Origin of the sequence: Shimia sp. R10_1, from assembly GCF_017744095.1 — a bacterium.
Taxonomy (GTDB): Bacteria; Pseudomonadota; Alphaproteobacteria; order Rhodobacterales; family Rhodobacteraceae; genus Shimia.
Genome location: NZ_JAGHQX010000020.1, coordinates 1 through 23,247, shown reverse-complemented (window position 1 = coordinate 23,247; position 23,247 = coordinate 1). Strand labels below are relative to the sequence as shown.

Here is a 23,247-nt window from a genome sequence, read left to right as displayed (position 1 = left end):
AGACCTCATCGACACAGGCTTCTACTACTATGACGCCTCAAACATCGACGACCCAAAAATCCAGGCCGTCCTCTACGACTAAAAAAACAAGGCCCGCCAATCTGGCGGGCCTCACCAGTTCAGAGATAGGAACAACATGTGAGTTGTCTCTGCGGCTCGGAGCTGAACACTTTCAGGCGGTGCAAAGAAAACAGCAAAGCTCTCTGACAGCTTGACCGTTTCTTCATTTCCAAAGCTTTGTTACATCCAATGACTTTCGCGTGCCTTTTTGCCCAGTGCGTTGACTTGTTTGTGTAGCGTGTTGGATATCCTCGCTAAGAACAGATTGGCGGGGATGTGATGAGAGCAGCGGACGTTATTGCAAAACGACTCTATGAACAGGGCTGCAGATGGGCATTTGGTATGCCTGGCGGCGAGGTTCTGACCCTTCTTGATGCGCTTGATAAGGCTGGCATTGAGTTTGTGTTATGCCGACATGAAAATGCTGCAGGTTTTATGGCGGAGGCGACTTATCACCGCACCGGAGCACCGGGTATTTTGCTAACCACTGTTGGCCCGGGAGCATTGAATTGCGTGAATGTGGTAGAAAATGCCCGTCAGGACCGCGTCCCCATGATCGTTCTCACGGGCTGTGTGGACCCTGAAACCGCACAAGTTTACACACACCAAGTGCTCGATCAAAGACAAGTGTTTCAACCCGTCACAAAGGCCAGCTATACGCTTAGTGCCGGGGCAGCGCATGTGACCATAGACAAAGCCATTGGAATCGCGACTGAGGGACGACCCGGACCGGTTCATATCGATGTACCGATTTCTGTAGCAGATGCACCGGCATCAGGAGAAGGTGTGTTGCGTTGCCCGGTCGGGCCAATGGTGCCTGCTGGTGCGGATCTGGATGTCGTCAGGGGGCTACTAAAGCATGCCCGGCGGCCTCTCATTCTCGCGGGTGTCGATGCGTTGTCTGAGGCAGGAGCCGCGGCCGTTCAATCCGCTGCCGAGCGATTGGGCGCGCCGGTGATCACAACTTACAAGGCCAAGGGCCTACTTCCGGAAGATCATCCTTTGGCGCTTGGCGGGGCGGGTCTTTCCCCGATGGCAGACAAAATTCTGCTTCCGTTGGTAGAAAAGGCAGATGTGATTTTGGCCATTGGATATGACCCAATTGAGATGCGGATTGGTTGGCAAAGACCGTGGGATCCCGAAGTCCAGACTGTGATTGATTTGACTGCAGAGCCGAACCATCACTACATGCATCAATCTACCTACAGCTTTATCGGAGATTGTGCGCATTCAGTTCTGGCGATCTTGCCTGAAACGCCGCTTTCAGGTTGGGAGGGAGCGGAATTCGGTGAAGCCAAAGCGGCTTTAAAAACGCTTTTCAGTGCTGGGGAAGAGTGGGGGCCGGCTCAGGCGATTGAAATCTGTCAAGAGGTCTTGCCAGTTGATACGTTGGCGACCGCAGACAGTGGCGCGCACCGAATTCTATTGAGCCAAATGTGGACATGTCGATCGCCAAGAGCGCTGACGCAATCTTCTGGGTTTTGTACAATGGGGTGTGCTGTGCCGCTTGCGATTGGAACGCAGCTCGTGGAGCGAGATCGTACCGTTGTTTCGTTTAGTGGCGACGCTGGCTTCCTGATGGTTGTCGGTGAGTTGGCAACGGCGGCAGAGCAAGGGCTGAAGACCATTTTTGTTGTCTTTGACGATGCGTCGTTGGCTTTGATTGAGTTGAAACAACGCGCCCGAGATATGAAAAACGTGGGTGTTGATTTCAAAGGGACAGATCTGGCTGCAGTCGGTCGCTCGTTTGGCGGTGAAGGTGTGAGTGTCTCGGACGCAGATGGCTTAAGGGCGGCACTCCAGTCAGCGTTGGCAGCGGATACTTTCACCGTGATCGCGGTTCAAATCGATCGAAAGGCATATGACAATGCGTTCTGATATCGTGTCTCCTGGCGCACTTGGTGGTGTTTTGGTCCTAGACCTGAGCCGTATCCTCGCTGGCCCTACAGCGACACAGCTGCTCGGGGATCTCGGCGCTACCGTAATAAAGATTGAAAATCCCAAGACAGGTGGCGACGACACACGGAAGTGGGGCCCGCCCTACGTTGAAACAAGGGATGGCGAAAGCGACTTAAGTGCTTATTTTCTTGCGGCAAACCGTAACAAGTTCTCTGTTGCCGCAGATCTGTCGACTGAGGATGGCCAGGGTCTCGTTAAGGAAATCGCTGCACGGGCGCATATCGTCATCGAAAACTATAAGCCGGGAGGGCTTCAGAAATATGGGCTTGATTATGCTTCATTGAGTAAGATCAATCCAGCGGTCGTTTATTGCTCTATTTCAGGTTTCGGCCAGACCGGTCCAAACCGTGCACATCCCGGTTATGACCTGATGGCGCAGGGGTATGGTGGGATCATGTCGCTTACGGGAGAACCAGACGGTGTGCCAACAAAGGTTGGTGTTGGTATCGCTGATGTTATGTGTGGGATGTATGCAACCGTTGGTATGTTGGCGGCACTGCGACATGCCGAGGCGACGGGCGAAGGGCAGCAGATTGACTTGTCTTTGGTGGACTCTCAAATGGCATGGCTTGTCAACGAAGGTACCAACTATCTTGTCTCGAAAGAGAACCCAAAGCGACGTGGAAACGGCCACCCAAACATCGCGCCCTACAACGTTTTTGAAACGAACGATGGGCACGTCATCCTTGCCGTTGGCAATGACTCTCAGTTCCAAGCATTTTGTCGAGCGTTTGGTCGTAGTGATTTGGCGGAAGACGCAAGATTTGCAACAAACCCATTGCGATTGGAAAATCGCGGGCCACTGGAAGCACATATTTCTGAAATATTTCAAACAAAAACCTCGGAAGCAGTGATCGAAATATTACAAACGAATGGTGTTCCATGCGGCCCGATACACTCGGTTGAGCAGGCTCTAACGTCTGAACAGGCGAAAGAGCGCGCGACCGTTGTCAAGCTTGGGTGTGCTTCTGCGGATACCGGAGATGTAGAATTGCTGGGCAACCCGCTGAAATTCTCAAAAACGCCTGTTCAATATGCAAAGGCCCCGCCAAGGTTTGGGGAAGACACTGCAGACATATTTGAGCTGCTGTCGCAATATCCGAGCCAGTCCAAGTCACAATAGGTTGAGAACCGATCACCTTTTTGAGGCATAACGTTTTGGTGATGTGTCAGCCACGGGTGGTCAATTTATAACTTTAGATAACAGTCAAAATGCGTTTGAAAGGTTCCACTATGCTGACCGATATCAGTGCTTGCGAAGTAAGTCTGACACAACAAGACTCCTTGAGCGCGTGGAATAACGTAATTTTGGGAGTGCTATCGCACGGACAATCTACAGGTGATCATCTCACAACTCTGTTGAGGCTGGAACCCAATTTCGCAATGGGTCATGCCCTTAAAGGCCTGAGCTGTTTGATGTTGGGCCGCCGAGAGCTGGTGGCTGCTGCGCAGGCGGCGAGCAATGATGCCAAGCAAGCGCTGACTTTGGGTGGTGCAACAGCACGCGAGCGTTTGTGGTGTGAGGCACTGACGGACTGGTTGGCTGGCCGCCCGTCTCAATCCATCGTCCGCATGGAAGCTGCGCTAAAGCTGAACCCCGCAGATACCATCAGTATGAAATTGTCTCATGGAATTCGCTTCATGCTCGGTGATCACCAAGGAATGTTGCGGTCCGTAGAGCGCGTGATCAGTGCGCATGGCGTCGCGCACCCTTTGTATGGCTATGCGTTGGGCTGCCATGCGTTTGCGCTGGAAGAAAATGGCCGCTACGCGAAGGCTGAAAGCGTTGGTCTGCGTGGATTGGATTTCGCGAAAGACGATGCGTGGGGGTTGCATGCAGTTGCCCATGTATATGAAATGACCCATCAAACGCAGCGTGGAATTAGTTTGATTGACGAAAATCACTCTGCCTGGGACCACTGTAACAATTTCCGTTTTCACGTCTGGTGGCACAAAGCACTGATGCATTTGGACGAAGGCGAGATCGGCACAGTTCTTCGGTTGTATGACACAAAGGTGCGTGACGAAAAAACGGATGACTACCGCGACTTTGCCAATGCGAGCTCTCTATTGATGCGGCTCGAGCTTGAAGGCGTTGATGTTGGAGATCGTTGGACAGAACTCGCAGACTTAGCTGAAAAGAGAAGCGATGACGGCTGCCTTACCTTCGCAGATTTGCATTACATGTTGGCGTTAGTTGGGGAGACACGGCCTGACGCAGTAATCAGACTGAGCGCCCAAGTCGCCCAAAATGCGACCAAAGCAGATGAAATGGCCGGAGTGATGAGGGCCCCAGGTGTGTCCACCGCGCAAGGATTGGCCGCGTTTGGTGAAGGCAATTTTGAGACAGCTTTCTCGTACCTTCGCACGGCCCACTCGAACTTTCAGGACATGGGCGGCAGCCATGCGCAGAGAGATGTGTTTGAGCGTTTGACAATAGAAGCGGGCTTGCGCGCCGGGCGTCTTGCTGAAACAGAACTCTTGCTGCGGGGGCGGACCGCGATGCGTGCTGGGCATGAGGATGCATTTGCTGCTTCTCGTATGGCTCAAATTTCCAATTTGCGCGCAATGACTGCTCCATCGACTGCGGCGAACTAGGTTGATCGAGGAAGACGGCTTTGGCAACGACCACTTTTGCAATGGCTCAGACGGTGAATGAGACTGCTCCAACGGTTTTGACGAAAACGCGTGATGTACGTCTGGATTTCTTCAGGGGCGTCGCGATGTTCATCATCCTGATTGCCCATGTGCCAGGTAACTGGCTGACCCTTTGGATACCTGCGCGTTTCGGTTTTTCGGACGCTACAGAGATTTTTGTATTTTGCTCAGGCATGGCAAGCGCTTTGGCGTTTGGTAGGGTCTTTCGGGAGCAAGGCAATCTCATGGGCGCTGTGCGCATCAGCTACCGCGTATGGCAAATTTACTGGGCCCATATTTGTCTATTTTTTGCGATCGCAACGGCCATGGTCACTCTGAACATGCTGTTCCCAGACGGTCGAGATTATGTAGGACAGCTGAATCTATATCCGTTCTTCAAAGACCCACAAAATAACCTATTGGGTCTTCTGACACTCACTTACGTGCCGAACTATTTCGACATCTTGCCGATGTACATGGTTATTCTGATCATGCTGCCGTTCGTTGTATTGCTCGCTGGCATAAACCGTTGGCTAGCTGCAGGTGCTGTTATCGCTGTCTGGCTCTCTGCGTCTGTTTTAGACTTCAATTTTCCAGCAGAGCCTTGGTCGGAACGACAGTGGTTTTTCAATCCACTTGGATGGCAGCTGATCTTTTTCACCGGGTTTGCATTGAGCGCGGGTTGGATCTCTCCACCTCGCGTCGATCCTCGACTATTCGCCGCTGCTATCTTGGTCGTTTTGGCGACCGTCCCTTTCGCCTACTTCCGTGTTTTTAACGAATTTACGTGGTTCTTGGAATGGCGCAAAGAATGGAGTTTTCTCATAAACAAAACTGACTTTGGTATTTTGCGATATGTGCACTTCCTGTCTGTTGCTTATGTTGCTTGGGTTTTGGCTGGCCATCGAGGTGCACGGCTTCAGGCGCAGAATCCAAATTCTATTTTTGGCTCCGTTTGGCAAAAAGCGCTGACATTGATTTTGAAAGTCGGACAACAATCTTTGGCGGTTTTTATTGCCTCAATGTTCTTGGCCCGTTTGATGGGGGCACTGCTCGATCAGGTTGGGCGCACGCATTTTTCGATGCTTTGGGTCAACTTATTGGGCGGGTTGCTCATTATTTGTGTCGCCTACACAGCGTCTTGGTACAAATCTCAACCCTGGAAATCGCGGAACAAAACACATGCTAAGACGTGAATTTCTAGCCAGCTTTGCGGCATTGGCCGCGACACCTGCTTTGTCGGATGACAGCGCTGAGCCAGGCCTTCAGCTTGCTGCGCCTGAGGCGTTTCATCCTGATGACGTGATTAACCGCGCACGGGAACTGAGCCAAACCACCTATAAGGCGCCGCGACGAGTTCCCGATGCATGGACCAACATAAGTTACGAAGACTATGTTTCCATTTGGTTTGACGTGCGCAATGCGCTTTGGCGCAACGAACCAGAAACACCGTTGCAATTGGATGTTTTTTCTCCAGGTTTGTATTTTCCCCATCCCATCGATATCGCTGTCGTCGAAAAAGGGATGGCGCAACCATTGAAGTTTGATTTCGGTGTCTTCGACAAGACTGACAAATTTCCGTCACTGCCAAATGATGAGACTTTAGGATACTCTGGGTTACGTCTTCGCGCCGAGCTTGAAACCCCGAGCATTTATCAAGAGTTCGCTGTGTTCCAAGGGGCGAGCTACTTCCGTGCGATCGGAACAGGGAATATCTACGGTCAATCAGCACGTGGGCTGGCGATCAACACTGCGGATCCAGAAGGTGAAGAATTTCCGGATTTTCGCTCTTTTTGGTTGGAAAAACCCAGCCCCGGAGACCCAACTTTTGTCGTGCATGCTTTGCTCGACAGTCCAAGCTGTACGGGAGCATACCGGTTTGAGATAACGCCAGGCTTGTCCTTGACCATGGATGTGACGGTACATCTTTTCCCGCGTGAAGACTTGGACAACGTAGGCATTGCACCTTTGACGTCGATGTTTCAGTACGATCAAACCAACAGGCACAAGTTTTCCGATTTTCGGCCTGCTGTGCACGACACCGACGGGTTGCTGATGGTTAATGGAGCAGGAGAGACGATATGGCGCCCGCTTGCAAATCCGACCAATCTCCAGATAAGCGCATTTCAGGATGAAAACCCGCAGGGGTTTGGGCTCATGCAACGTGCGCGCAACTACAGTGACTTTGCGGATCTTCAGGCACATTATCATGAGCGTCCAGGGGTTTGGATCGAACCAAATGAAGATTGGGGGCAGGGTTCAGTCACTTTGGTTGAGATTCCCACCCAGTCGGAAATTTACGACAATATCGTTTGTTATTGGCGCCCTTCAGGGGGACTGGCTAAGGGTACAGAGACCCAACTGTCATATCGTCTAACTTGGGGGGCGGAGATCAAATATGGCGAAGGTTTAACTGTTCTGAACACGATGATCGGCTCGGCGTTTGACAATGATGGTATTATCGTGGTGATCGACTTCGAAAACGGCAGAACTGTCCCAAAAGAGCTTTCTGACATCGATATAAATATTGGTGCAAGTGCAGGTGAAGTCTCTGGTGGAGTGCTTCAGCGTAATCCAGAAACTGATGGCCCTCGCTTGGCATTTAAGTTTTTTCCAGGCGATGCGCAGTTGATCGAGTTTCGTGCCCAATTGCGGTTGGCCGGGGATCCGCTCAGCGAAGTGTGGCTTTACAGATGGACCGCTTAGTGCAGGACCATATTTATATGCCAGAGCGAGCGCCGCTCGCTATGCCGTCGCAAACCTTTAATAAGGTTGAAACGTGTCGCCAAATGGAAACTGCAGCGCGCGCGAGCAGTAGCTTTTGGCGCATTGCAGCATTCGTACCCACACTCGCGATCACTATTTTGGTGTGTTTGGTTTTTGTTCGCTATCTAAGTCAGGGCGGTGTCTCTGCAATTGATGCGGCCGTACTAGCTTTGATTGCTTTGTCCACCGTCTGGCTGGTGTTTTCAGTGACAAACGCATGCCTCGGATTGGTCAGCGTCGCGATGGGTTCTGGAAAGATCAGGCGGGAAGGGGTGGTGAGCTCTCCGTCAAACATCGCTTTGTTGATGCCAATTTACAATGAAAGTCCTTGGGATGTTTTTGGCAACGCCTCAGCAATGATGCGAGAACTGGCAGAAGGACCGGGCGCGGAGCGGTATACACTCTTTTTTTTGAGCGACACGCGTGATCCTCAGATTGCGGACCTCGAGGAGCAAGCTTTTCTTGCTCTAAGAGGAGTGTCATATGCGAAAATTGAGATCTACTATCGCCGTCGGAGGGAGAACACAGACAAGAAGGTCGGCAATATCGCAGACTGGATCGAAAATTGGGGTGCTTCTCATGATGCCATGGTGATTTTGGATGCAGACAGCCTCATGAGCGGAAAGGCGATCAGGCAACTGGCGCGCGCATTGGCTGCCGATCCAGATGCCGGTCTGATTCAAAGTCGCCCAATGTTAATTGGTGCGGAGACTCTGTTCGGTCGTGTACAACAGTTTTCCAACTCCGTTTATGGCTGGCTGATTGCGGAAGGCCTTGCTCGGTGGTCTCAGCATGAGGGGAACTACTGGGGGCACAATGCGATCATCCGCACACGTGCGTTCGCAGAAAGCGCTCGCCTCCCGCACTTGCGCGGCTGGGGCGGGGCAAAACGCTTGTTGCTCAGTCACGACTTCGTCGAGGCTGGCATGCTGCGCCGTGCTGGTTGGGCGGTCCGCTTGCTGCCGCGGATGACTGGCAGTTTTGAAGAGACACCTCAGACACTTATTGACTACGTAGTGAGGGACCGCCGTTGGTGTCAGGGCAATATGCAACATTTGCGTATTCTTGCCGCAAGAGGCTTCCATGTGATCTCTCGTTTCCACCTTCTGCTCGGAGCTCTGGCGTTTTTGATGTCGCCGGCCTGGCTTGCCGTGATCACGCTTTGGGCATTTGTTAGTGTTGGCCAAGACACGCCAGAAAGCTACTTTTCTCCGACCAATCCTTTCATGCCAATTTGGCCTGAAGCGCCAATGAATATGGCCTGGTTCTATTTGTTTTTCATCTATGGAATGCTGTTGTTTCCCAAGATCTCTGGCGCCGTGCTTTTTGGGCTAAATGCACGAAATCGAAAGGCCTATGGATCAGGGGCGATCTTTTTGGGTTCGATGCTGATCGAGTTGGTTCTGTCTGTGGTTTATGCGCCGATAATGATGGTACATCACACGATGGCTACGCTAGCTTCTTTGTTTGGGCGCGGAAACAACTGGACGCCGCAAAATCGCACCGGGGCAGGATATACATGGCTGCAGACATTTCGATTTCACTGGATAGAGACGGTTTTCGGGATAGCGTTGTTTGCGGGCATTTTCTTCGCGGGCATTTCGCTCCTTATTTTGCCGATCGCTTTTAGTTTAGCTATGGCAGTGCCGTTGTCTAAATTGAGTTCGATTCCTGTCGCTCGCGCGCCGACACGTGTGTTTCGCCTAGATACACCTCATACACTGATTGAGCCAAAGATTGTGTCTCTCGCCCGTAGTGAACGTGTGTGGATGAAAACGATACTAACCAAAAATAGTAGCAGTCAGTCAATTGCGGCCGAATGACAGGATTGGCAGCCAGAAAAGTTTTTCAGATCTATTGAACTTTCTGGTTCATCCCAACGAAGGGTGTTTTGTTCTCGTCGCGAGGCATAAGGTTCCCTCGATAGGCAATATCGGGTCAAATTTTTGACTCTCACTGCGCAAGTAAGCGAACTTAGTTTATCACTACATGTCTTGCATGAGATTTTTAATCAGAATGTAGAGCTTCAAACCAATCAACGACCAAAGACGGCCATGTTTTTGGAATGCTATGCCCCCCTGGGTAGATTGCGAGTTCCAAGGATGATCCCGTATCACAATGATTCCATGATCGGCGCCAAAACGGCCCGTTCATAGAGAATTTATCTGCTTTCATTTGTGTGCAGTTATTTGTTGCACGCCAAATCGACATAGTGTGGAAAATATCACCCTGCGCGAAGGCCGATGGATCGTCCATGGGAACGCCATTCACCACACGTCCCTCCAATGGAACAGTCCCATCGCTCCAGCCGTGTGTATGCAACATGTGCACTGGGCCTTCGCACTGAGTGGGGTGTGGTCGCCAGAAATTTCCGCCCAGCGGAGCATAGCCCGCAAACGCCTTTGGCGCCAAGCACGCTGTGTAGGCGGTCATGGATCCGCCAATTGAAAACCCGGCAAGAATCATTCGCGTTGAGTCTAGGTTGAACCGCGCAATTGCATCCTCCTTAACCGATCTCAAAAAATCGATTTCATCGAGTTGACGCCCCGATTGCGGATGAAACCCCCAGCTGCGACCACTACGACCTTCGCGTGGCACACCATCTGGTGCAATCACGGCGAAACCGCGCTCCAAGAACACAGTAATCAGATCTTTGTTGCGTAGAGCAGCCTGACCGTTTCCGCCCCATCCATGAATGTAGACAACTGCGGGAGCGGGCAGATTTGCGGGTTTCGGCAGAGCAACATAGTAGTTGCGTTCATCGACTATACAAGGTGTGGTGATTGAACATGCGTGCCCCTCAAGCGATGACGCCATGAACAAAATCGCGGCGCAGGCGAGCATCTGGCGCATCACTTCACCTCTCTCACAGGCAATCCTCTTTCAAGCCATCCTGGGCCAGCTCTTGAACCCAGCATTCCCTCCGGAATATCCACAATTCGCGTTAATCCAGCATCTTCAAGCCAATGAGTGACACGGGCGGAGCGTACGCCGCGCGCGCAAATAAGGGCGATTTGCTGCGTACTGGAAGTACGGGCGGCAATTACCTGTGCGACAAAGTCGCCTCTACGCATATCAATAGGTACAGCATTTTCTGGTACGCCAGTTTGGCGCCATTCATCTGGTCGACGAATGTCGACCAACAATATTTCGCCCAGTTTAGCCGCCGTGTAGGCTTGAACTGGCGTCATGGTTTCCGCCGAAGCGCTTGCGCTCGTAAAGGATTGCGAAACGATAAGTGTTCCCACGCCGATTGTCGCTGTACCTGCGCAGGCAAGGAAGAAACGGCGTGAGAGTTCCATGGATACTTCTTAGTTGCTTGGTGCAGGAGAAGAGAAGTTTGGAATAGTGCTCGTTGAGGCAGCCTTTGATTCAATGCCAGTCCAGTTACCCTCTGCCAATGTGATGTTGCCTGGAATGTCTTCTTCCCAGAAGCCCACAACGTTTTTGGTGATGTTCAGATATAGTTCACCGTCGACAATGCGCCAAAGATGTGGGTTTCCTGGGACTTTGCCGCCTTTGGAAACACCATAGGCGCAGTGACCGTCATATTTTGGTGCATACTTTTCGGGGTTTTTCAGGAAAGTTTTTTTATTGGCTTCGCTCGAGAACGCGAATTTTGCGCCATTGTATTCAGCTGTGATGTTCTTTTGTCCCGGTACAGCTTTTGGCTGTGAGGAACCTACTGCTGCTTGGTCTAGCCCAAAGTAGGCCACAACATCGTAGCCAGAAACAGCAAAGCCAGTTTCATCTACATATTGATCGCCTGCGAAGGCCATGGTGGAAGTCATTGCCACGAAGGCTGGTGCAAATAGCCACTTCACGAAAACTCTCCTTTTTGGTTCGGTGTGTGTGGACGCTATCATAGTGTTTGCAGCCCGCGTAGCATGCCTCGCGTGGGTGTGAAGTACTGTGTATGCATTCATTGAAATAGCTAAGAAAATTAGCTTTGGCTCAAGTTGAACTGGCTTTTTTCAAAGTGTTTCTTGTAACAAAGCTGCGCGGTGTCATGGCGTTACAGGGCGAGTTCCTAATTGCAAGCATTTGTGCCACACACCTTAGCAACCACATTGCTTTACACGCTTTCAAAAGCTTCCCCGATTTAAAGCACGCTTGTATAAGCCCACTGATGTCATTCGAGACCGATGCATGGAGCCGATCCAGCAGGCGAGTTTCGGTACTATACTGACGGATTGAGGCCGTAACCATGCCAAGTAGTTTTGAACCAAGCATTCGACAGCTTCGTGCCCTTGAGGCGGTTGCGAGAACACAAAGCTTTACGGCTGCTGCGCAAGAGTTGGAGGTCTCTCAACCCACCGTTTCCAATCTAATTGTCGCGCTCGAAAAGCAAACAGGTTGTCGTTTCCTGAATCGGATTGGTGGTCGGATAGAAACTACAGAGCTCTTTGAAAAGCTGCGTCCTCAGATCAAAGCCATACTTGCCCTTAAATCTGAAGTTGATTTGGTGATTGAAGATCGTAAATCACTTCGCGCCGGTTCTTTTTGGGTGGGCTATTCAACGTATCAAGTTGCAATGCTCCCGATTGCACGCTTTATCCATGCCTATCCGGATATCACTGTCAACGCACGTGCTATGGCGAGTTTGGATCTAACCGAGTTGCTGAAAGTTGGGGAGCTTGATGTTGCGTTCGTGACAGTTGAAAAGCCGGTCGAGGACTTTGTGTGTCAGACTTTAAATTCCGTACGTGTCGGAGTCGTTGCAAATCGGACTGGCCCTTTGAGTGAGGTCGATCAATTGACGTGGTCTGAAGTTGAAAAGCTTCGTCTAATTCAGCGAGAACCAAACGCTGGCACGCGTCGTATTTTCGAAGCAGCTGCGCAGCAATCCTGTGCCCAGCCAAATACCATTTTGGGCTTGGGGTCATGGGGGTCAATAACCTCGTTGATCCGATCTGGGATTGGCGAAGGAATCGGTTTGGAATCAGAGCTTATGGCAACTGATCAAGATCTAAAGTTTATACCAATTTCTGATGAAAACCTTAAAGCGCATCAGTGTTTGATCGCAATGCCTCCGATGGTGGACGCAGTTTGTGTTCGAGAAATGTTTGAAATTTCAGCAGAAATTTACGGTACCTAGGCAATTAAAATAACTCATAGCTTAAGGCTATATTTGATAACTTGTTATTAAAGTGTAACAAAGCGGGCTTAACGCTGTCTTCAAATCAACCTGGAGGCACTTATGAAATTCCGCCACTTTCTGATGTCAACCGTTGCGACTTTAATCGCTGCTCCTGCAATTGCAGAATGCCCCGTTGCCACTGTTTCTGACCCCAAAGGGCTGGAGTCTGCTTACCCCCAGCAGATGGAGCTGGCAGAGCTCCAGGCTGCCGCATCGTGCACTTTGTCTTTTGCTCAAAACCCATCGATTGAAGAGCTGAACGCAAAAATTTTTGGTAACGCAGATTTACCATCTGTTGCAGAGCGCCTGCCAAATGAGCCTCTGATTGTGATGCCATACGACACGATTGGCCAATACGGCGGCGCCATCACGGGCATTTCGAAGGCAACAGAGTCTGGGACATCTGATCTACTTTCGGTTCGTCACGTGAACTTTGTTCGGTATTCCGATGACCTGCAAACGGTTGTGCCAAACATCGCCAAGGCATGGGGCTGGAACGAAGACAAAACTGTTCTCACCATCACCTTGCGAGAGGGTCATAAGTGGTCAGATGGTGCGCCGTTTACAGCAGAAGATGTGGCATTTTGGTACAACGATCTTTTGCTGAATCGTGACATTCTGGAGAAAACGCCAGACCGCTGGCTCTTTGCAGGTGAGCCGATCAATGTTGAGGCTGTGGATGCGGTTACTGTTCGTATGACGTTCCCTGTGCCCACTCCAGGCATCCTGAACCGATTTGCGGTAGACTACGGGCAACCTTTCCAGCCGAAGCATTTCCTCGGTCAGTTTATGCCGAAGTACAATCCTGATGCCGATAAGCTGGCTCAACAGCATGGCTTTGCAAACGGCGCCGAAGCAGTAGATTTCTATTATGGTGGCTCTGATTGGAAAGACGTTCCGACGCCATTGCTGAAAGATGCGGAAAAGGCGATGCAAGTTGGCCGCGCTGTTCTGCCAACTTTGGAAAGCCACATTGTGGTTGAAGAAACTGCAGAGGGCCGCCGCCTTGTTGCGAACCCGTACTTCCATCAGGTTGACACAGCAGGCAATCAGCTGCCCTACATCAACGAAATAGTAGAGAGCTACGTTGCAGACAAAGAAGTTCAAAACCTGAAAGTTATGAACGGCGAGGTCGTTTGGAAGCAGCAAGCCATTTTCTTGGAAGATTTCCCTCTGCTGAAAGAGAATGAAGCAAAGGGTAACTACACGATTCAGTTTGCGCCAACTCTAGGCGAGAATATTTTCTTCTCATTCAATCGTACTCATGACGATGAAGTTCTGCGCGAGATCTTCAACGACGTGCGCTTCAATCGTGCAATGTCGTTGGCAATGAACCGCGTTGAAATCAATGAGATTGTGTATCTTGGCCAAGGCACTCCAATGCAGGGCGTGCCAGCAGAACCCAAAACCGTGTCGTTTATTTCTGACGAAGTCCTAAACAAGGATATTGAATACGATCTGAATGCTGCAAAAGCTCTTCTCTCTGAAATGGGGCTCGAGGATGCGGATGGTGATGGCATTGTCGAACGTCCTGACGGGAAACCGCTGGTGGTTCGCCTGGTCTATTCGTCACAAGGCGTCCCAGTGAAAATGATGGAGCTGGTTCGGGATTATTGGACGGATGCGGGCGTTCGCGTTGACCTGAAAGAGGTGACATCTGACGAGTACCGCGCCTCCGGAAACAACAACGACTTGGATCTGACAACTTGGAAATATGACGGCAATGCTGGCCCAACAATTTCTCAGGATACCACTGTTTTTGTGCCACCATTCGGTGACTTCTTCAATCCAGGCACTGGTGCGAAATGGGCGACTTGGAAAACAACAGATGGTGCTGAAGGAATTGAGCCGCCTGCCGATATTAAGAAGCTGTGGGACCTTTCTGAGCAATTTATCCAAGTGGAGTTTGGTTCTGCTGAAAGCAATGAGATCGGCGCAGAGATCGTTAAAATCCATACCGACAACATGCTGAAAATTGGCACGGTAGGGGATATCGTTGCACCTTTCCTTTGGCGCAACGACCTGCAGAATGTTCAGCCAATCAAGTCTAAGACCTACGACTTTTATTGGACCTACCCGTACCGCCCATCTCAGTGGTGGTTAGATCAGTAACTTTTCCAAAGATGATGAAAACCTTCGGGGCGCGCGAAAGACGTGCCCCGAAAACCGCAGCTGTGCGCTGCGATTGAGGAAGACACCGTGCTAAGATTTACAGCAGAACGCCTGATAGGCATGATGATCACAATGCTTTTGGTCTCGATCATGGTCTTTGCGATCATGGAGATCCCCCCAGGCGACTACGCTGATCGATATGCCTTTCGCAAATATTCTGGGACCGGTGTCAATGTGACCGCCGCAGATGTGGAAGCCATCCGTGTAGAACTTGGACTCGATCGCCCGATGCTTGTCCGGTATTTTGATTGGATTTCCGGAATTGTGCTGCGCGGCGACTTTGGGCAAGCCTTTGCATTTGAAACCTCTGTCACCAAAGTGATTGGAGACAAGGTTTGGTTGACCACAGGCATTCTGTTCGCAACACTCATTCTAACCTACCTTATCTCAATTCCAATCGGCATCTATGCAGCTGTGCGCCGGGGTTCAGCCGTAGATTATGGGCTGACGGCTTTTTCTTACATGGGCCTTGCACTCCCCAATTTCTTGCTCGCTCTCGTCATGATGTATTTTGCCAATCTTTGGTTCGGCGCCGATATTGGTGGGCTCTTCTCCAAGGAATATCAGAACGCACCTTGGAGCTTGGCGCGGGTTTGGGACATGCTCAAACACCTATGGTTGCCTGCTGTTGTGCTGGCATGGTCGGCGGTGGCTTATCAAATCCAAACGGTTCGGGCGACAATGTCAGACGAACTGAACAAGTTGTCAGTGACAGCAGCGCGTGCGCGCGGCGTACCTGAAAAGAAGCTTCTCCTTAAGTATCCAGCGCGGCTTGCCATCAATCCCGTCGTTTCCACGATAGGCTTCGATGTGAATCGCATCTTCTCAGAATTGCCAATCGTAGCAGTTGTTCTTGGACTTACCGAATTGGGCGAGCTGTTGCTGAAGGCATATCTAGACCTCGATATGAATGTGGCCGGTGCGATCCTTCTTATGCTGACTTTCGCAATTGTTTTCATGAACTTCCTGTCGGATTTGCTGCTTGCGTGGCTGGATCCGCGTATCAAACTTGGGACCACGTGATATGAGAAAGCTTCCCTTCTTTGCACCTGCGAGCCCTACCTCCGTTGAGCAGGAGCGTCAGCGGATGTTGAAGTATTACTCCGCTTCTCAATGGACGCTGATTTGGTGGCGCTTCAAACGGCATCGGGCGGCAATGCTGGCGTCGTTGGTGCTCGGGCTGATGGCACTTGCGGGCGTCTTCGCTGAATTTGTAGCGCCTTATGGACCAGTGGCACGCGACACGTCTTACATTGAAGGCCCTCCGCAGCTGCCGCGCTTTTGTGATCAAAATGGGTGCTCATTGCGTCCTTTCATAAATGGCAGCAAGACAGAGCGAGACCCTGTAACGCTAAGAGCAATTTCTGTACCCGATCCTGAAGTGCGTCATTACATCGGCTTCTTTGTCAAAGGAGATGCGGTCAAAGTCCTGGGCTTTATTCCAACCGAGCGGCATTTGATCGGTCTCCAAGACACAGAGCAGAAAATTCACTTCTGGGGGACCGATGATCTGGGGCGCGATGTTTTCTCTCGCACGGTTTATGCGACACGTACGTCGCTCTCCATTGGTGTCATCGGGGTTTTGATTTCGTTTGTATTGGCGTTGATCATCGGTGGTGTTGCTGGCTACTTCAGCGGGCTTGTAGATAGTGTGGTACAGCGCGTGACCGAAGTGATCCGGGTTGTTCCGATTATTCCATTGTATATGGGCTTGGCTGCCGCGATGCCGAAGGAGTGGTCTACCACGCAAGTGTATTTTGCCATGACATTGATTTTGGGGCTTTTCGGTTGGCCAACCCTGGCGCGCCGTATCCGCTCGCAACTTTTGTCGATCCGCTATGAGGATTATGTGGTCGCAGCACGGCTTTCTGGCGCAAAGGCGGGCCGGATCATCAGTCAACACATGTTGCCAAGCTTCACCAGTTTTATCATCGTCGATTTGGTGATTTCCTTTCCCTACATGATCTTGTCTGAGACGGCGTTGTCTTTCGTTGGACTTGGTCTGCGTCCGCCATCTGTTTCTTGGGGCGTGCTCTTGCAGCAAGCACAATCCGTTCGTGCGATTGAACAAACTCCCTGGCTTTTCATCCCAGCTATCTTTGTTGTTACCGCTGTGCTTGCCTTCACCGTTATTGGCGATGGCTTGCGTGATGCTGCGGATCCTTATGCGGAGGCAAAATGATGAGCACTATTCTCGACGTCAAAAATCTGTCTCTGTCCTTTCGCACTGACGAAGGCATTGTTCAGCCTGTCCGCAACGTTTCTTTTTCACTGGAAAAAGGGAAAACTTTAGGGATTGTTGGTGAGAGTGGGTCCGGCAAGTCTGTTTCTACCAAGGCAGTTATGCAACTTCTGCCCAGTATTGCATCGGTGGATCAGGATGCGCAGATCAACTACACAACCAAGTCCGGTGAGGTCTTAGATCTTTCAAAGATCAGCCCAGCAGATCCGCAAATGCGCAAGATCCGCGGGGGCGAAATTGGCATGATTTTCCAGGAACCCATGGCAAGTTTCTCGCCGATTTATTCAATCGGCAATCAGATCATGGAGGCAATCTTGCTGCACAGGCAAGTTAGCAAGCGACAAGCGCGAGAGATTGCCATTGAGATGCTCGACAAAGTAGGAATCACCAACCCACAGGTTCGGGTCGACCAATTTCCACACGAAATGTCAGGTGGCATGCGTCAGAGAGCCATGATCGCACTCGCTTTGTCATCCGGACCACAACTACTTATCGCAGACGAGCCTACAACGGCCTTAGACGTAACGATCCAGGCGCAAGTCTTGAATTTGATGCGAGATCTACAGGCTGAGCTCGGAATGAGCATGATATTTATCACTCATGACTTAGGCGTCGTAGCGCAGGTCGCTGATGATGTTGCCGTCATGTATCAAGGAGAAATAGTCGAATACGGCACTGCGCGTGACGTGATCAAGTCACCTCAGAAGCCCTACACACAGCGGCTTTTGGATGCGGTTCCGAGACTTGATAACGTGACACCTCCCAAACCCTTAAAAGGTGCCCGCCGCTTGATTGATGTAAAAAATCTTGGGGTGGAGTTTGAGGTGCGAAAGAAAAAAATGTTTCGCACAGAGATTGAAAAAGTACGCGCCGTTAGCGATGTGACATTCGATATTCTGAAGGGGGAGACAGTGGGTCTGGTCGGTGAATCGGGGTCCGGCAAAACCACTGTAGGACGTGCAATGCTGCGCGCGATTGATCCGAGCGAAGGCGAAGTGATCTTTCATCGCAAGAAAAAGGGTGACATCGACCTAGCCCATGCCAGCGAAGCGGAGCTTCGCAACGTGAGGGCCAAGTTCAACATGGCATTTCCGGAAGGCCCTGTTTCTTTGCAAACCTTGGCAGGCGATATGCTGCGAAACTTTCGCCCTGAAATGAGCCTCGTGTTTCAAGATCCGTATTCGTCTTTGAACCCACGTATGACCGTACGCGATATCATCGCTGAGCCACTTGTTGCGTCCGGGCTTATGAAAGATCGAGATGCTATTGATGAGCGTGTTCGAGAAATTGCGGCTCGTTGTAAAATTGATCTCGAACACCTTCGTCGCTTCCCTCATGCATTTTCGGGGGGGCAACGACAGCGAATATGTATTGCTCGCGCATTGGTGTCCAAGCCGAAATTTGTGGTTTGCGATGAGTGTGTTTCGGCGCTTGATGTCTCTATTCAAGCTGAAATTGTCGATCTGCTTCGAGATATTCAGGCGGAATTGGGCGTGAGTTTTCTGTTCATCGCGCATGATCTCGCTGTTGTGGCACAGATCTCACATCGGGTCGCCGTGATGTATCATGGTCGTTTTGTGGAATATGGCCCGACTGAAAACATCTTTTTCAACCCTCAACACCCATATACCAAAGCGTTGCTTTCAGCAGTGCCTCATCCAGACCCCGATGCTGTGTTCACTCCTATCCGCATCGACGGAGACATGACTTATCCCGTAGCGGCTTTCGGTGCAGACGGCATTCAGCTACGCACTCCCAGCCCTCAGGAGTGCTTGTCAGGTTTACCTATTGATCTGGTGGAAGTATCTCCCGGTCATTTTGTCGCTTGCCATATCGATGGCGCATCATCCCACTCTCAACCCAAGGTGCCAGAACTGGTGTGAAACTATGGCTCACTTGCCTAGCGTTCGATACTGCTTTAAGTGAGTCATAGCTTTAACCTAATTGACGGCTATAAAGATAAGCAAAGGCTATATTATGACCTCGCTCCCCGCTCCTCATTTTGGCGAACCATATCTATTGACCCCTGGCCCTCTAACCACATCTTTCCCGGTGAAAGAGGCGATGCTGCGCGATTGGGGCAGTTGGGATGGTGATTTCCGCGCTATGACGGCTGAGCTACGCAGGCGTTTGTTGGACTTGTTGGGGCCAGACAAAAGTCGTTTTGACTGTGTTCCAATGCAGGGCAGCGGCTCATATGTTGTGGAAGCCATGCTGGGCAGTTTCGTGCCTAAGGATGGAAAAGTGCTGGTTCTGTGCAATGGAGCCTATGGAAAGCGAGCTGTAGAAACACTCCGCTATTTAGGCCGCGATTGCGCCATCATTGATATGGGAGACTACCTTCCGCCCCGCGGATCCCAAGTTGCGGAAGCACTCGCCGCAGACAGCACGATCACCCACGTTTTGGCGGTGCATTGTGAAACCAGCTCTGGCATTCTGAACCCATTACAAGAAATTGCAGAAGCAACGGCCACGGCTGGGCGCAATCTGCTTGTGGATAGCATGTCTGCGTTTGGTGCAGTTCCATTGGAACCCCACAAAACACCATTTCAAGCGATGGTGAGCTCGGCAAACAAGTGTATCGAAGGCGTTCCTGGCTTTGGTTTTGTCATTGCACAAACTGAGGCCCTAAAGGCTTCTAAAGGTAACAGCCATTCGCTGAGCCTTGATGTGCATGCACAATGGGCCGCGATGGAACAAACGGGTCAATGGCGCTTTACGCCTCCAACCCATGTTGTCGCAGCCTTTATAGAGGCACTCAAAGCGCATGAAGATGAAGGAGGCGTCGCTGCACGCGGCGCGCGCTACCTCGAAAACCGCAAGGTATTGGTCGAGGGCATGCGGAAACTTGGCTTTGTGACATTGCTGGACGATGCTTGGCTGTCACCAATCATCACCACATTCTTCTGTCCTGCGCATAGCAAATTTGATTTTGCGTTGTTCTATGACCGCATGAAGGCGCGCGGCTTCATCCTTTATCCCGGTAAGCTCACCGCAGCGGAGAGTTTTCGCGTGGGTCACATTGGCCAAGTCGACAGGGCTGTGATGCACAGCGTCGTCCGCAACGTTGCCGAGGTGCTGGCAGAAATGGGCGTTGATAGCGCTGCACCTTCCGCACAAACACTTGAACAAAAACAGGCTGAACCTGCCTGAGACACAGAAGGAAATCTAACATGACACATTTCAAAGCCGCCGTGTTCGATTGGGCTGGCACAATGGTTGATTTTGGATCATTCGCCCCTATGGGCGTTTTTGTGAAAGCTTTCGAGCAGTTCGGTATCACAGCAACGATCGAACATGCACGTGGTCCAATGGGCGCCCCGAAATGGGACCACATTCGCACCATGATGGACATGCCTGAAATCGCTTCTCAGTGGGAAGCTAAATACGGCAACGCGCCCTCTGATGCAGATGTGGACAAAGTCTACGAAATTTTTGTTCCGATGAACGAAAAAGTCGCGGCGGACTATGCCGATCTGGTTCCAGGCGGCAAGGCTGCAATTGATGAGTTGCGCGCCATGGGGCTCAAGATTGGTTCAACCACAGGCTATACGCGTTCCATTATGGAAAATGTTCTGCCTGTTGCTGCCGCACAAGGATATGAGCCTGATAACTTGGTGTGTTCTGACGACCTACCTGAGGGGCGCCCGGGTCCACTTGGTATGTATAAATGCATGGTCGATCTGGTTGCATACCCTCCGGCAGCCATCATCAAGGTTGATGACACTGAACCCGGTATTAAGGAAGGTGTCGCCGCTGGATGCGTGACCGTAGGAGTTGCAATGTCTGGCAACGCAGTGGGCAAAACACCAGAGGAGCTCGCAGCGCTTTCAGAAGAAGAAATTGCAGCATTGCGAGCGAATGCCACCAAAATCCTGAAAGACGCAGGCGCAGACCATGTGATTGATTCTGTCGCCGATCTCCCTGATCTCGTGCGTGAACTGAGCAAAGGATAAGCAAATGTCAAACGGGGCTCCGCGCAACTTACTGCTAATCGTAATCGACCAGTTCCGCGCGGATCTCGTGTCAGGGCTACTGGGGAACCATGTGGCCCTGCCAAATTTGCGAGCGCTTGCAAACCGCTCGATAGTGTTCGAGAACCATCACACAGTTGCGGTGCCTTGTGGGCCTGCAAGGGCGAGTCTACTCACTGGCCAACATGTTATGCGGCATGGCTCAAACCAGAACGGCAAACCTTTCGCCGCTGACACGCCCAATCTGGCAACCGCATTGCGCTCCATTGGGCGCGAACTTCTCTTGTTTGGATATACTGATACCCAACCTGATCCGCGCGGAATGCACCCCTCTGATCCAGCGCATCTTTCCTACACCGGCCCGATCCATGGTGTGACTGAGGTCACGGAAATGCGGGAAGAGGCATGGGGATGGCTCGCGCATTTGCGCAGCAAGGGCTACGATGTGCCGGATGCCGCTGCCCCTGATTTTGATCGCCTATATCGGCCGCAGGGCGGGATTTTTGGTGGACCTGCGATCTATGATGCAAAAGACAGCGATACTGCCTATTTGACAGATCAGGTTCTGAAACACCTGGATGTGCGTAAGGCCAATCCATGGTCGGCGTTAGTGACCTACATTCGGCCTCACCCTCCTTTTGTCGCGCCTGCGCCTTATCACAATATGGTCGATCCGCTCGGCCTGCCGTCCCCGGCTGAAACGGGGGTTGAGCACCCTTTTTATGATGCCTATCGTGCGCGCCCCAGTGGATCTGGGATGTTTTGGGGCTATGAAGGAGATCACGACGGCATCACCTCAGAACAGCGCGCGCTGTGCCGCGCCACGTATCTTGGGTTGGCAGCTGAGGTTGATCATCACATCGGTAGAATCTTCGACTGGTTGGGTGCCACGGGGCAAGTAGATGACACAATGATTGTGCTGACTTCAGATCATGGAGAGATGCTGGGAGATCTCGGCCTGTGGGGAAAACAAAACCCATTCCGCACCGCGTCTCATGTTCCCTTGATGATCAGCCATCCCTCTTGTTCACGCCAACATGTTACGCACATGAGCCAGTCTATCGATGTCGCGCCGACTGTTCTCATCGCCGTTGGTGCAGAGGTCCCAAGACAAATGACAGGGCAGGATCTCCTCGCCAAGGGGGTGCGGCACGATCTGCCAGCGATGGTTGAGCTTGAGATTGAGCAGCTTGGACAGAGGGAGCGCTCAGATTTCAGCTCGAAGTCACCATGCCGTGTGCTTGCATATGAGAAAGACGGCTACCGACTTGTCTTCTTTGCATCAGACGTTGCGCCTATGCTCTTCAACGTTGAGACAGATCCATACTGTACCGTCGATATATCTAGGGATGAAACCGAAAGGACCACCACTTTGATTTCTGAAGCACTGGCCTACAGAATGCGCCAGGCATTCTGAAAATGTAACGTGCCAGTTTCTAAGTGAAGTTTGGCTTCGAGTTCTTACAAGATGTTCTCTTCTAAAAAATCTCAGGTGTATTTTGGTCATTTTGCGCTTGCGCTTCTGCGCTGTAGCGCCTAAATCCCCTTCACCGCGCTCTGGTAGCTCAGCTGGATAGAGTACTTGACTACGAATCAAGGGGTCGGGGGTTCGAATCCTCCCCAGAGCGCCACATTTTCTATTTGTGAGACGACACATAGTTCTGCCATTTGCGACAGAACCTTTCCATTTTCATTGCTCGATGTTGAACCTCACACGACTTTGACCCTTGCGTGATAATCTGACGCAACATCTCCATTTTGCTCCCGCAGGCTGTTTCGATTGATCTGACTTCCCTTTTCGGAAAATCAGGGCTGATTTACAGGTTCAGTCGGCGAAGCCGCCTGCTCCTGCTGATCTGCCACGTGGCGAACGCGGTTGGGGGCGAGGCAATGCTATTCGACAAAAGTGGTGCGGCCCGCAGCGCAGAGCGCGAGGACACGGTTTTGTCTAATTGGATTGCCCGAGGGGGAAGGCAGCGTCTTCCCCCTGACGGCCAGGGGCGTTTGGCTCGTCCAAATCCCGCTGGCCCAACAAACAAGAGCGGCGGGGCCATAAGCCCCGGCTCCATAGTGGGCATTCGATTTTAGAGATTGAAGTCACGGGAGGCGGGACTTTCCGATCATTCTCCGCATTTGCAAAAGGCCCAAAAAATCGGCCGTCTCAGTCCCGAAGGGCGTATTTTGTTGAAAAACTCATCCTTGATCGGTGCATGAACTGCTGATTCAATTCTTCCAATGAGTGGGAGGATAGAGCGATGTTGGGACCGAGGCAGGAAGCGCAGGCGTCGCTATTCTAT

17 protein-coding genes and 1 tRNA gene are annotated in these 23,247 nt (G+C 51.4%); 15 read left to right on the top strand and 3 right to left on the bottom strand.

Annotated features, from left to right (window positions below; genetic code table 11):
• Nucleotides 1–339: 339 nt before the first annotated feature.
• From J7413_RS20080 to mdoH, 6 genes are all read left to right on the top strand, one after another.
• On the top strand, nucleotides 340–1,938 hold the full coding sequence (locus J7413_RS20080; RefSeq protein ID WP_209101704.1) for a thiamine pyrophosphate-binding protein: 1,599 nt from the start codon (nucleotides 340–342) through the stop codon (nucleotides 1,936–1,938).
• On the top strand, nucleotides 1,922–3,142 hold the full coding sequence (locus J7413_RS20075) for a CoA transferase (protein ID WP_209101701.1): 1,221 nt from the start codon (nucleotides 1,922–1,924) through the stop codon (nucleotides 3,140–3,142). The genes J7413_RS20080 and J7413_RS20075 overlap by 17 nt, the downstream gene beginning before the upstream one ends.
• A 110-nt stretch (nucleotides 3,143–3,252) precedes the next feature.
• Nucleotides 3,253–4,617, top strand: a complete 1,365-nt coding sequence (locus J7413_RS20070) for a tetratricopeptide repeat protein (protein ID WP_209101698.1) — start codon at nucleotides 3,253–3,255, stop codon at nucleotides 4,615–4,617.
• A 20-nt stretch (nucleotides 4,618–4,637) separates the two neighbouring features.
• Nucleotides 4,638–5,852, top strand: a complete 1,215-nt coding sequence (locus J7413_RS20065; RefSeq protein ID WP_247743657.1) for an OpgC domain-containing protein — start codon at nucleotides 4,638–4,640, stop codon at nucleotides 5,850–5,852.
• Nucleotides 5,839–7,362: a glucan biosynthesis protein G gene (locus J7413_RS20060; protein WP_209101696.1), complete on the top strand. Its 1,524-nt coding sequence runs from the start codon at nucleotides 5,839–5,841 to the stop codon at nucleotides 7,360–7,362. Before J7413_RS20065 ends, J7413_RS20060 begins: the two co-directional genes overlap by 14 nt.
• Nucleotides 7,350–9,245 carry a glucans biosynthesis glucosyltransferase MdoH gene (gene mdoH / locus J7413_RS20055; RefSeq protein ID WP_209101694.1) on the top strand — a complete coding sequence of 632 codons (1,896 nt, stop codon included), beginning with the start codon at nucleotides 7,350–7,352 and terminating at the stop codon, nucleotides 9,243–9,245. The genes J7413_RS20060 and mdoH overlap by 13 nt, the downstream gene beginning before the upstream one ends.
• A 184-nt stretch (nucleotides 9,246–9,429) precedes the next feature.
• Here the strand turns inward: mdoH and J7413_RS20050 are convergent, their stop codons facing one another.
• From J7413_RS20050 to J7413_RS20040, 3 genes are read right to left on the bottom strand one after another with little or no spacing between them, the layout of a single operon-like run.
• Nucleotides 9,430–10,275, bottom strand: coding sequence for a PHB depolymerase family esterase (locus J7413_RS20050; protein WP_209101692.1), 846 nt, complete (start codon nucleotides 10,273–10,275; stop codon nucleotides 9,430–9,432).
• Complete coding sequence (locus J7413_RS20045) at nucleotides 10,275–10,724, bottom strand: rhodanese-like domain-containing protein (protein WP_209101691.1); 450 nt, start codon at nucleotides 10,722–10,724, stop codon at nucleotides 10,275–10,277. The genes J7413_RS20050 and J7413_RS20045 overlap by 1 nt, the downstream gene beginning before the upstream one ends.
• A 9-nt stretch (nucleotides 10,725–10,733) precedes the next feature.
• Nucleotides 10,734–11,213: a YHS domain-containing (seleno)protein gene (locus J7413_RS20040; RefSeq protein ID WP_209101710.1), complete on the bottom strand. Its 480-nt coding sequence runs from the start codon at nucleotides 11,211–11,213 to the stop codon at nucleotides 10,734–10,736.
• A 416-nt stretch (nucleotides 11,214–11,629) separates the two neighbouring features.
• Between J7413_RS20040 and J7413_RS20035 the strand changes: the two genes are divergently transcribed.
• From J7413_RS20035 to J7413_RS19995, 9 genes are all read left to right on the top strand, one after another.
• Nucleotides 11,630–12,520, top strand: a complete 891-nt coding sequence (locus J7413_RS20035) for a LysR substrate-binding domain-containing protein (RefSeq protein WP_209101689.1) — start codon at nucleotides 11,630–11,632, stop codon at nucleotides 12,518–12,520.
• A 102-nt stretch (nucleotides 12,521–12,622) separates the two neighbouring features.
• Nucleotides 12,623–14,674, top strand: coding sequence for an ABC transporter substrate-binding protein (locus J7413_RS20030; protein WP_209101687.1), 2,052 nt, complete (start codon nucleotides 12,623–12,625; stop codon nucleotides 14,672–14,674).
• Between the two features lie 42 nt (nucleotides 14,675–14,716).
• Nucleotides 14,717–15,757: an ABC transporter permease gene (locus tag J7413_RS20025; RefSeq protein WP_348538787.1), complete on the top strand. Its 1,041-nt coding sequence runs from the start codon at nucleotides 14,717–14,719 to the stop codon at nucleotides 15,755–15,757.
• Between the two features lies 1 nt (nucleotide 15,758).
• Complete coding sequence (locus J7413_RS20020) at nucleotides 15,759–16,916, top strand: ABC transporter permease (RefSeq protein WP_209101686.1); 1,158 nt, start codon at nucleotides 15,759–15,761, stop codon at nucleotides 16,914–16,916.
• Nucleotides 16,916–18,859 (top strand): ABC transporter ATP-binding protein, encoded by a 1,944-nt coding sequence (locus tag J7413_RS20015; RefSeq protein WP_209101683.1) that lies wholly within the window; start codon nucleotides 16,916–16,918, stop codon nucleotides 18,857–18,859. Before J7413_RS20020 ends, J7413_RS20015 begins: the two co-directional genes overlap by 1 nt.
• Before the next feature lie 94 nt (nucleotides 18,860–18,953).
• Nucleotides 18,954–20,129, top strand: coding sequence for a 2-aminoethylphosphonate--pyruvate transaminase (locus J7413_RS20010; RefSeq protein WP_209101680.1), 1,176 nt, complete (start codon nucleotides 18,954–18,956; stop codon nucleotides 20,127–20,129).
• 20 nt (nucleotides 20,130–20,149) lie between these two features.
• Nucleotides 20,150–20,932, top strand: a complete 783-nt coding sequence (gene phnX, locus J7413_RS20005) for a phosphonoacetaldehyde hydrolase (RefSeq protein ID WP_209101678.1) — start codon at nucleotides 20,150–20,152, stop codon at nucleotides 20,930–20,932.
• 4 nt (nucleotides 20,933–20,936) lie between these two features.
• The gene (locus J7413_RS20000; RefSeq protein ID WP_209101675.1) at nucleotides 20,937–22,367 is read left to right on the top strand and encodes a sulfatase-like hydrolase/transferase; all 1,431 of its coding nucleotides are present in this window, start codon (nucleotides 20,937–20,939) and stop codon (nucleotides 22,365–22,367) included.
• Nucleotides 22,368–22,504: 137 nt separating this feature from the next.
• Nucleotides 22,505–22,581 (top strand) — tRNA-Arg (locus J7413_RS19995).
• Nucleotides 22,582–23,247: the final 666 nt, after the last annotated feature.

Bases quoted from the DNA above. Each gene is read 5' to 3' on its own strand.
- J7413_RS20080 (WP_209101704.1), top strand. From the start codon at position 340: ATGAGAGCAGCGGACGTTATTGCAAAACGACTCTATGAACAGGGCTGC.
- J7413_RS20075 (WP_209101701.1), top strand. From the start codon at position 1,922: ATGACAATGCGTTCTGATATCGTGTCTCCTGGCGCACTTGGTGGTGTT.
- J7413_RS20070 (WP_209101698.1), top strand. From the start codon at position 3,253: ATGCTGACCGATATCAGTGCTTGCGAAGTAAGTCTGACACAACAAGAC.
- J7413_RS20060 (WP_209101696.1), top strand. From the start codon at position 5,839: ATGCTAAGACGTGAATTTCTAGCCAGCTTTGCGGCATTGGCCGCGACA.
- mdoH (WP_209101694.1), top strand. From the start codon at position 7,350: ATGGACCGCTTAGTGCAGGACCATATTTATATGCCAGAGCGAGCGCCG.
- J7413_RS20050 (WP_209101692.1), bottom strand. From the start codon at position 10,275: ATGCGCCAGATGCTCGCCTGCGCCGCGATTTTGTTCATGGCGTCATCG.
- J7413_RS20045 (WP_209101691.1), bottom strand. From the start codon at position 10,724: ATGGAACTCTCACGCCGTTTCTTCCTTGCCTGCGCAGGTACAGCGACA.
- J7413_RS20040 (WP_209101710.1), bottom strand. From the start codon at position 11,213: ATGACTTCCACCATGGCCTTCGCAGGCGATCAATATGTAGATGAAACT.
- J7413_RS20035 (WP_209101689.1), top strand. From the start codon at position 11,630: ATGCCAAGTAGTTTTGAACCAAGCATTCGACAGCTTCGTGCCCTTGAG.
- J7413_RS20030 (WP_209101687.1), top strand. From the start codon at position 12,623: ATGAAATTCCGCCACTTTCTGATGTCAACCGTTGCGACTTTAATCGCT.
- J7413_RS20020 (WP_209101686.1), top strand. From the start codon at position 15,759: ATGAGAAAGCTTCCCTTCTTTGCACCTGCGAGCCCTACCTCCGTTGAG.
- J7413_RS20015 (WP_209101683.1), top strand. From the start codon at position 16,916: ATGAGCACTATTCTCGACGTCAAAAATCTGTCTCTGTCCTTTCGCACT.
- J7413_RS20010 (WP_209101680.1), top strand. From the start codon at position 18,954: ATGACCTCGCTCCCCGCTCCTCATTTTGGCGAACCATATCTATTGACC.
- phnX (WP_209101678.1), top strand. From the start codon at position 20,150: ATGACACATTTCAAAGCCGCCGTGTTCGATTGGGCTGGCACAATGGTT.
- J7413_RS20000 (WP_209101675.1), top strand. From the start codon at position 20,937: ATGTCAAACGGGGCTCCGCGCAACTTACTGCTAATCGTAATCGACCAG.